Here is an 8982-nt window from a genome sequence, read left to right on the forward strand (position 1 = left end):
TGACAATATCGTGAACCAGCGCGACAAGTTCAGCATGGCGCAGCAGATCACAAGCGGTTACATGACGATCTGGTGCGTCCAGCATTGCGACGGGCCGGATTCGCCACGGGTACGTGGCCCCGTATTTATCTACAACACCGTTGAAAGCGTAGTCAGCGAGGACTCGCCGACCGCGACACTGGTTGCCGGACACAACCTGACCGTTAACAGCACGGACTTCCGCAATCAGTACAGCGTGATGTCGGCAGCCAATGATCTGTCCATCACCAGTACCAACATCACTAATCAGGCTGCGCTCTCGGCTTCCGGAACGTCCGGCCATGAAGTGGGCGCAGGTACCTGGATCACTGGCGAGTATTTCTATCGACTCATTGATGAGGTGCGCGATTACGACAGGAAACACCCGCGCTCCGGACCGTTCGATCCCGTGGCGTTCAACGAGCTGGTAGGCAAGTTCGATCCCTCCCTGTTCTATGGCATCAACGATCCCATCGCGGTCCAGGCCGATGGGCAATCGGTCGCCGCAGCCATCATCCAGGCGGGCGGAACGGCCAAGCTCACCGCCTCAAACGACATCAGCAGCGTGGTCGTGCAGAACACCTCCGCGTCCGTGAGCGGGCGCTCCACGAATACGAATGTCTACAGCGCGACTCAACCCTCCGTTGTGCTGCTTAATCGCCAGTTGCCCCCCGACCTGTCGCAACAGCAGGTCAACCCCGTAAGCCTGCCCGGATTCAGCTTGCCGAGCGGGCAGAATGGCCTGTTCCGGCTGAGCGGGCAGGGCGGTAGCACGTCGGCTGCCAGCGGACCGCAGAACTGGTCCTTGGGCAACGCAAGCCTGAGCCCGGCCCAGCGCCAGCAAGCGCTGCCCGTCGGTCAAGTACGGGATCTCGCGCTGGGCAGCACCACGCAACCGTCCGCCAGCAACATGGACCTGGCAATCGATACCGACACGGCGGGCGGACGAATAACCGACCTCACCGTTAATCGGGTCCAAGGCCTGCCCACCCGCACGGTGACGGCCAACCCACACAAATACCTGGTTGAAACCAATCCGTTGCTCACTGACCTCAAGCAGTTCATGAGTTCGGATTATCTGCTGCAGAACCTCGGCTACGACCCGGACGAAAGCGCCAAGCGCCTGGGTGACGGCTTCTACGAACAGAAGCTGATTCAAGAGGCGGTGATTGCTCGCACCGGCCAGCGTTTCATCGACGGACAGACCTCCAACGAGGACATGTTCAAGTACCTGATGAACAACGCCATCGCCAGCAAAACAGAGCTCGATCTGTCCCTGGGCGTCAGCCTCACCTCCGAACAAGTCGCGGCCCTGACCCACGACATCGTCTGGATGGAAAACGTCGAGGTCAACGGCGAGCAAGTCCTGACGCCGGTCCTGTACCTGGCCAACGCCAACAACCGCCTCTCGCCCAATGGAGCCTTGATTCAAGGCAACAACCTCAACCTGGTGGCCGGAAAAAACCTGGAGAACGTCGGAACGCTGAAGGCGACCAGCAACTTGTCGGCTTCGGCGGGCGAGAACCTGGTCAACAGCGGCCTGATGCAAGCCGGTGAACGTCTCGACCTGCTGGCCGGAAACAACGTCATCAACAGGGCGGGCGGCATCATTACCGGTCGGGATGTCTCGGTGACCGCGCTGATGGGGGACGTGGTCAACGAGCGCACGGTGACGTCGTCACAAATCGCCTACGGCCAGGTTCAGGATCGCAAGGATTTCGCCGACAGCGCCGCGCGCATCGAAGCCGCCAACGACCTGAGCCTCTCGGCGGGCGGCAACATCAACAACATCGGCGGTGCACTGCAAAGTGGGCGCGACATCCACTTGAATGCCGCAAATGACGTCAACATCGTCGCTGCGCAGACCGTCGACAACCTGATCCGCGACGTCAACCGCAACAGCAGCACCATCACCCAGTACGGCGCCAGCGTCACTGCCGGGCGGGACGTCTCGGCGGTGGCCGGCCGTGACCTCAACGTCGTTGCCAGCCAGATCGATGCCAAGCGTGACGTCGGCATGAGCGCCACCGACAACGTCAACATCAGCTCGGCGGCGGATGAAGAACACTTCTTGTACAAGAGCAAGAAGCTGACGATCCAGGAAGACCATGTCCAGCAGGTCAAGGCTGAAATTACCGCCGGTGGAAACGTCGCCATGGACGCCGGCAAGAACCTGACGATGGTGTCGAGCCGGATCGCTGCTGGTGACGAGGCCTATCTGGTGGCGGGGGGCAAGCTGGGGTTGCTGGCGGCACAAGACAGCGATTATTCGCTGTATGACGAAAAGAAAAAGGGGAGTTGGGGGAGCAAGAAGACTCAGCGTGATGAAGTGACTGATGTGAAGAACATTGGGAGTGAGATCACGACGGGGGGCGATCTGGTCATCAAGAGCGGGGATGACCAGCGATATCAGGTGGCGAAGCTTGAAAGTGGCAAGGACATCACGCTGGACAGTGGCGGTTCGATTACCTTCGAAGCCGTGAAGGATTTGCATAAAGAGGACCACGCAAAAAGCAAAAGCAGCATGGCCTGGAGCTCGATGTCGGGCAAAGGCAATACCGACGAAACACTGCGCCAGACGCAGATGGTTGCTGCCGGTGCCATTGCGATCAAAGCTGTCGATGGGTTGAACATCGACATCAAGCAGGTCAATCAAGAAAGCGTCCATCAATCGATCAAAGCCATGGTCGATGCGGACCCGCAACTGGCGTGGTTGGCCGAAGCCGAGAAGCGCGGCGATGTGGATTGGCGCAAGGTCAAGGAAGTCCACGACTCTTATAAATACAGCCACTCCGGCATGGGGCCGGCTGTGCAGATGATCATTGCGATTCTGGTGGTCTATTTCACTGCGGGTGCTGCCAGTGGCTTGATTGGCACTATGGCCGGAAGCACCGCTGCTGCTGGTTCAGGTACAGCCTTTGCCGCAGCCGGAACAGCCACCGCCTCAGCGGTGGCCGGTGGCGCGGCAGCTGGGTCAACCGTGGCCGCCGGTTGGGCGAACGTGGCGCTCACGGCTATCGCAACGGGGGCTGCGAGCAACGCCACCACCAGCTTTATCAATAACGGTGGAAATCTGGGTGCCGTATTCAAGGATGTCACTTCTTCGGATGCCTTGCGCGGTTATGTCGTGTCTGGGGTAACGGCGGGATTGACGGCCGGAATCTTCGACAAGATGACCAATACCACCACATCGGTGGAAGGAGCCTTGCCAAACGCGGGCAAAGTTGTTGCCCAAGGTGGTCTATCGAGTTTGGAAGGCATCGGTCGGTTCGGCGCCAACCAACTGTTGCAGAACGGTACGTCAACGCTGCTGGACCGGGCGCTGGGTGGTGACAGTCAGTTCGATAACGCCCTGCGTAGCAGTTTGGCTAATACCTTTGCTGCGGCGGGATTCAATCTCGTTGGGGATCTTGGCAAGAAATTCGATTTGAAAGAGGGGGGACTCGCCAAGGTTAGCTTGCACGCGGTCATGGGCGGACTGGCCGCTGAGGCGGCTGGCGGTGACTTTAAAACCGGCGCGCTGGCTGCGGGTGCCAACGAGTTGTTGATTGATAGCTTGGCCGAGCAGTACACCGGGATGACCAAGGAGCAAAAGGACAGGCTTCTGGTGATGAACTCCCAAATAGTTGGTGTGCTTGCAGCCGCCGCGCAGGGAGGGGATGCGAAGAGCCTTCAGACCGGGTCATGGGTAGCGGGCAGTGCGACTTCCTATAATCGGCTGTTGCATTCGTCGGAGAAGAAAGCGCTTGCTGATGAGGCCAAGGCTCTTGAAGAGCAGGGCAAGCCTCAGTCGGATATGTCTTGGGAAGAAGTACTGCTTCTTGCCGCCAATGCTCAAGTGGATGCCACCGAAAACGCACGGCTGAAGGCACTTGTAGACAGTTTCCCCCCCGGCAATCCTGAAGGTGAGCACCTTGCGCAAGACTTGTTAACGGCGACCAAAAGCATCCAAGGTTTAGCTGCTCAGAACACGACACTTACGTGGAGTGATGGCCGCACAATCGTCGCCAATGGCGCCGAGGTCCATGCGTTTCAGGCGACGACTACTCAGTTCGTTGACTCCACCTTGTTCAATACCGCTTCCCAATGGTCCAGTAACAACAACTGGGCCAATGACCCCGAGATCGTTCCCACGGCTTGGAGGGAGCAATTCGGTGGAGACGCCGTCACTTATCTTAGGGAAATCGCTGGAGTTTCCAGTAGCCGACAAGAGTTCGACGACTTGGTGCAAAGGGTTTCAACTATAATCGGCGGTGGGATCGAAAGGGTTACCTGGGATTTGGATGCTGCGCTTGCAGTTACGGGCGCGCCTGCGGTATTAAGGGCCTTGCTGGCTAGGCGGCTTGCTGCGGCTGGTGTTGCTGATACGGTGGTGGTGGGTGCAAAAGGGATAGGCGAAGCTTCAGGGTCGGAAAAAAACTTCTCAATTGCCGATCGCGTCTTTGGTCAGCTCAATGATCCTCGAATGGGGCAACTTGCAGGAAAGCTTGATGCCGATGCCTTACAGAAGCTTGCTAATAATCCCAGCGCTACTCGGTTCATGGACGCAAGGACAGGGCATATCAATGTAATTCAAGAAGTTGAAGGGAAGCTGATTCGAATTACCGTGCCGAGAGACGAGATGAAGATTATTTCTGTTGGCCCAATTAGACCTAACCAAGTTAAAAATTTGTTAGGCAAGGGCGATTTTGTCCCGTTACCTTGAATTTTCGGAGGGCTTGTGGCTTCAATTCATATTGAGGAAATTCAAAAAATCCTGTTTTCGCAAGGCAATAAAGATTCCTTGCCAAATCAAGATAATGGGGAGGGCTACTTTCTAGAAATTAGATTTGACAGCTCTACTCGCAAGGCATCTGGGATTGTTGATGAAGAGTATAAGGATAAAGTAATAACTCTGGATTGCCCTTACGGCACAGTAGTTATTTTGTGTGATGAGGAAGGGCAGTTAAAATCAATTGAGTTAAGTTGAAAACGGGGACAGACCAGAATGGCACTTACTTAACAGCTAACTAGCTGATACGCCTGCAAAAAATGAAAAAAGGCTGGCCTTGGTCTACGGTGATAGTTGCGAACACACACCGATCAAGCAAGGACACAGCCCGAGTGAATCGTAGACGCCAAATCGTCCGACATCAACAGCACCGTATGCGCCAGCACGCCACGAACAGCAATGCTCATGCTTTCTTCAAACTGCTCAACGACCCAGAGCTATTGCGGGGTATCGAGTCGTCGATACCCAAGCATCGTCAGCGGCTATTCCCGCCGACCGAAACACTGTCCCTGTTTTTGTCCCAGGCGATGAGCGCCGATCGCTCCTGTCAGAATGCCGTGAATGATTTTTCTGTCAGGCGCTCTTGCGAGGGGTTGAAGCCCAACAGCATTCATACCGGTGCTTACTGCAAAGCAAGAGCGCGGCTGCCGGTGGAGATGGTTTCAACCTTGTTGCGCTCCACGGGGTCATCGATGAGCAACCGGGCTCCGTCATCGTGGCGTTGGAGGGGGCGACCTGTGCGCCTCGTGGATGGCACTACAGTTACCCTGCCGGATACGCCGGCCAACCAAGAGGCCTATCCGCAATCTCGTGGGCAGAAAGCCGGACTGGGCTTTCCCATCTGCCGGGTGGTGGGAATTGTTTGCCTCGCCAGCGGTGCTGTTTTGGATGCCTCGTTGGGACGTTTCCGCGGTAAAGGAGGTGATGAGCAGACGCTGCTCAGAACCATGCTCGATACCTTGGAACGAGGTGACATTGTGCTGGGCGATGCCTACTACGCAACCTACTTTTTGTTGTGTGAATTGCAACATCGAGGCGTGGACGGGGTGTTCAAAAAAAGGGGACAGATTTATTTTCTGAGTCTTTGCTACGCTGAAAGCTTCCACGGAGGAGAGGTCAAATATGCCCAGGATGGGACGTATTGTTTTGCCGAATTACCCACACCATATCGTGCAACGCGGTCATAACCGTCAGGTAGTTTTTGCGGTTCCCGAGGATTATCAACGCTACCTAACGGATCTGCGCGAGCTCAAGGATGCGTTTGGGGTTAGGGTCTTCGCCTATTGTCTGATGACCAATCACGTCCACCTGTTACTCGCTCCGGGTGAGTCGATCACTGGGTTGGGGCAGATGATGAAGGCTTTAGCGGCGCGTGCCACGCGTTACCGCAATCGGCTGGAAGGGCGCTCCGGTACGCTATGGGAAAGTCGTTACAAATCCAGTGTCGTGCAGTCAGATGCTTATCTCCTCGCCTGTTGCCGTTACATAGAATTGAATCCTGTACGCGCTCAGATGGTGGCTGACATAGCAGACTACCGTTGGTCGAGCTACCGAAGCCGGATAGGTGATTGTCCTGATAGCGAATGGCTGGATGTCGATCCCTGCTTCGTTGCTCTAGGCGCTACGGCTTTGGAACGGCGTCGTAGGTATGAGGCTTTCGTGTGCGAGGCCATACCTGCAGAGCAGGTCCGTTTGATCCGTGACGCGTTGCAACGAGGTCAGTTGACTGGGACAGGACGCTTCGTTGATGAGGTAGAGCGGATAGTTGGTATCCGGGTAGAACAACGAGGTCAGGGGCGGCCAAGGGGGAGAGCGGAAAAATAAATCCGTCCCCTTTTTGAGTCAATACTTAGGTGAGCCGTTATGGGTATGTATATTGCTGTTAGCAAAAGTGCAGGGTGGGGAACCTCCGGAGGCGTTTTTGATTGCATAGTCGAGGCAACCAGAAGGCAATTTAGTGATAGTCAAACGGGTTGTATGAGTGAAATTTATAGGCCGCTAGACGAGCAGGGGCAAAGTTTTATCGCGTTAGATGAAGTTGATGCACATTGCTTTAAATTGTTTTATGAAAATTGCAAGCTTGCTATGGAGGAGTTTCCAAACTCTGAGCATGGGAGGTTTGTTCCGAGGGATCATCTTCCTGGCATACTTTGGAATTGGTCAGAGGTGTTAAGGCTTATGAGTGAGGATCCTAGGTTTCTTATGGTCAAATGAAAACGGGGACATGTGAAAACGGGGGCAGACCCTGAGGGATCCCCGAATTTTCTTACAGGAAATCAAGAAGTTGGAATATTGAAGAGACCTGCATGAGTCGGCAACTTGGTTTGCACCACACAAAAACAAGATCCCGAACCCATGCAGGCCATCCGATTTTTACACAGAGCGCTCGCTCAAGCACTTCCCTCTGTCCATTCCCGTCGTCTGACTACGTTGATGAGTTGTGTTAGTTCATTGCTGCAAGGCCGTCGTCTGACGCTGACGGGACTAGGGCGGTCGATGCCAGGCCGGGCTTACCCCAAACATGCCATCAAGCGAGTAGATCGATTGCTGGGTAATCAGCACCTCAGAGCAGAGCGCCCACTGTTCTACTGGGTGATGTTACGAGCGTTGCTGGGCTCGCTAAAACATCCATTGATTTTGGTCGACTGGTCTCGAATTGACGCCCCAGGAGACGCGTTCTTGTTGAGAGCAGCGATTCCGTTGGCCGGACGCTCATTTCCCATTTATGAAAGTGTGCATGAGCGTGAGAGTTGCCCGAGATACCAAAAACGATTGCTCAACACACTGGCTGAACTACTGCCTGACGGCTGTATTCCCATCTTGGTAACTGACGCGGGTTTTCGGCGTCCATGGATGAAGGCGGTGGCAGCACAGGGCTGGTATTACGTAGCTCGCATACGAAATCGTGAGCTTTATCGCACTGGTGGCGCTGACTGGCAACCCGTGAAAAGCCTATATGCTCTGGCCACTTCGTCACCCAAATCGTTGGGCCGTGTCGAGATGACCCGTAGCGCTCCCCATTTCATCGACTTGTATTGTGTCCGGCACTCAGCCAAAGGACGAAAGCATCAACGCGTCACAGGCTCAATCGCCAAAAGCAAGCTCAGTCGACAGTCCGCCAGGCGTGAACGTGAACCTTGGTTGCTGGCGAGCAACCTGGAGCACAGTGAGTGGAATCCGGCGAAAATCGTCGCGATTTATAAAAGGCGCATGCAGATCGAAGAAGGCTTCCGGGATGTAAAAAGTGAGCACTTGGGGTTGGGGCTGAACCTGCATAGAAGTCATTGCCCTCGGCGCATTGAGGCGCTGCTGTTGATTGCGGCTCTGGCCAACTACCTCATCTTTCTGACAGGGCTACAGGCACGTGAAAGCAAATTGGAACAGCGTTATCAAAGCAACAGCCTAAAAGATAGACGGGTGCTTTCGTTGTGGCGCTTGGGGCTGGAGTATTGGCGTTGCTGCACGGACTTTGGCGGACGAGAGCATTTAGAAAAGCTCGAGCAGGCCCTGCGTGATGAGGTGCGTTATCAGGCGCAGAGCTTGGAGTAGATTTGTGGGGATCCCTCAGGGTCTGTCCCCTTTTTTTGTCCCCTTTTTTTTACTTCGAGTGACCTGACCATTTTTTCTGACTTCGGCCCTGGCTAATCGACGTATTTTCATCAGCATGCGAGCGTAAGAGGCCAAGTTACCGACCTTTGCAAAACGGTCTATGTCACCGGTTTCTAACATGATGATCGTTGCCAGCTCTTCACCAAGCCTGGCGTCGTGTTTAGCAACAAATACTTATATGAAAACGGCGACCCAAAGGTCGCCCGTTTTCGTTATTCAGCAGCTAGCGCCCGCAATCGTCTCCCAATCACATCCATCACATCACACCCATCACGCAACGCTATCGTTAGCATCTTACAGAGGTCTGAGAGCACCAGCGTATCGGAGCTGATATCTGAGCGGAACGCGATGTTCTCAAGTAGTTGGGTCACGGTGCGGATGCGGTAGTCAGCGGTTTCGAAGAGGACGTCGAGTGGGGCTTCGGTGTCGATGAGAAGGGTGGCCGGGGTACAGTCGACGCCAGTGATGGGCATGTATCGATTCATTTTGAATATCTCTGTTTGATTGGCTGAAAGCCATCACTCAATCGTCGCCAAACGATTGGGTGGTGGCTGTGCGCAGGTTGGCGAACCGGTTACAGAGAA

5 protein-coding genes and 1 pseudogene are annotated in these 8982 nt (G+C 55.0%); 5 read left to right on the forward strand and 1 reads right to left on the reverse strand.

Translation table 11 applies throughout. The features are described from left to right. The 5 genes and pseudogenes from OC610_RS15310 to OC610_RS15330 form a co-directional block, all read left to right on the forward strand. Positions 1 to 4723: DUF637 domain-containing protein (locus OC610_RS15310; RefSeq protein WP_408636598.1), on the forward strand; the 4723-nt coding region annotated here is incomplete at its 5' end. A 15-nt stretch (positions 4724 to 4738) separates the two neighbouring features. Beyond that, positions 4739 to 4987: a hypothetical protein gene (locus OC610_RS15315; RefSeq protein ID WP_264428795.1), complete on the forward strand. Its 249-nt coding sequence runs from the start codon at positions 4739 to 4741 to the stop codon at positions 4985 to 4987. A gap of 134 nt (positions 4988 to 5121) precedes the next feature. Beyond that, a pseudogene (locus tag OC610_RS15320) lies at positions 5122 to 5853 on the forward strand (IS4 family transposase); the annotation flags it as partial. 58 nt (positions 5854 to 5911) lie between these two features. Then, entirely contained in the window at positions 5912 to 6613 is a 702-nt protein-coding gene (locus tag OC610_RS15325) for a transposase (protein WP_264428797.1), read from the forward strand. Between the two features lie 531 nt (positions 6614 to 7144). Next, positions 7145 to 8338 carry an IS4 family transposase gene (locus OC610_RS15330; protein WP_264428799.1) on the forward strand — a complete coding sequence of 398 codons (1194 nt, stop codon included), beginning with the start codon at positions 7145 to 7147 and terminating at the stop codon, positions 8336 to 8338. Between the two features lie 272 nt (positions 8339 to 8610). On the opposite strand, the gene OC610_RS15335 is transcribed toward OC610_RS15330, so the two are convergent. Beyond that, positions 8611 to 8883, reverse strand: coding sequence for a hypothetical protein (locus OC610_RS15335; protein ID WP_264428801.1), 273 nt, complete (start codon positions 8881 to 8883; stop codon positions 8611 to 8613). Positions 8884 to 8982 lie beyond the last annotated feature (99 nt).

Origin of the sequence: Pseudomonas agronomica (assembly GCF_025917275.1) — a bacterium.
Lineage (GTDB): Bacteria > Pseudomonadota > Gammaproteobacteria > Pseudomonadales > Pseudomonadaceae > Aquipseudomonas > Aquipseudomonas agronomica.

Bases quoted from the DNA above. Each gene is read 5' to 3' on its own strand.
- OC610_RS15325 (WP_264428797.1), top strand. From the start codon at position 5,912: ATGCCCAGGATGGGACGTATTGTTTTGCCGAATTACCCACACCATATC.
- OC610_RS15330 (WP_264428799.1), top strand. From the start codon at position 7,145: ATGCAGGCCATCCGATTTTTACACAGAGCGCTCGCTCAAGCACTTCCC.
- OC610_RS15335 (WP_264428801.1), bottom strand. From the start codon at position 8,883: ATGAATCGATACATGCCCATCACTGGCGTCGACTGTACCCCGGCCACC.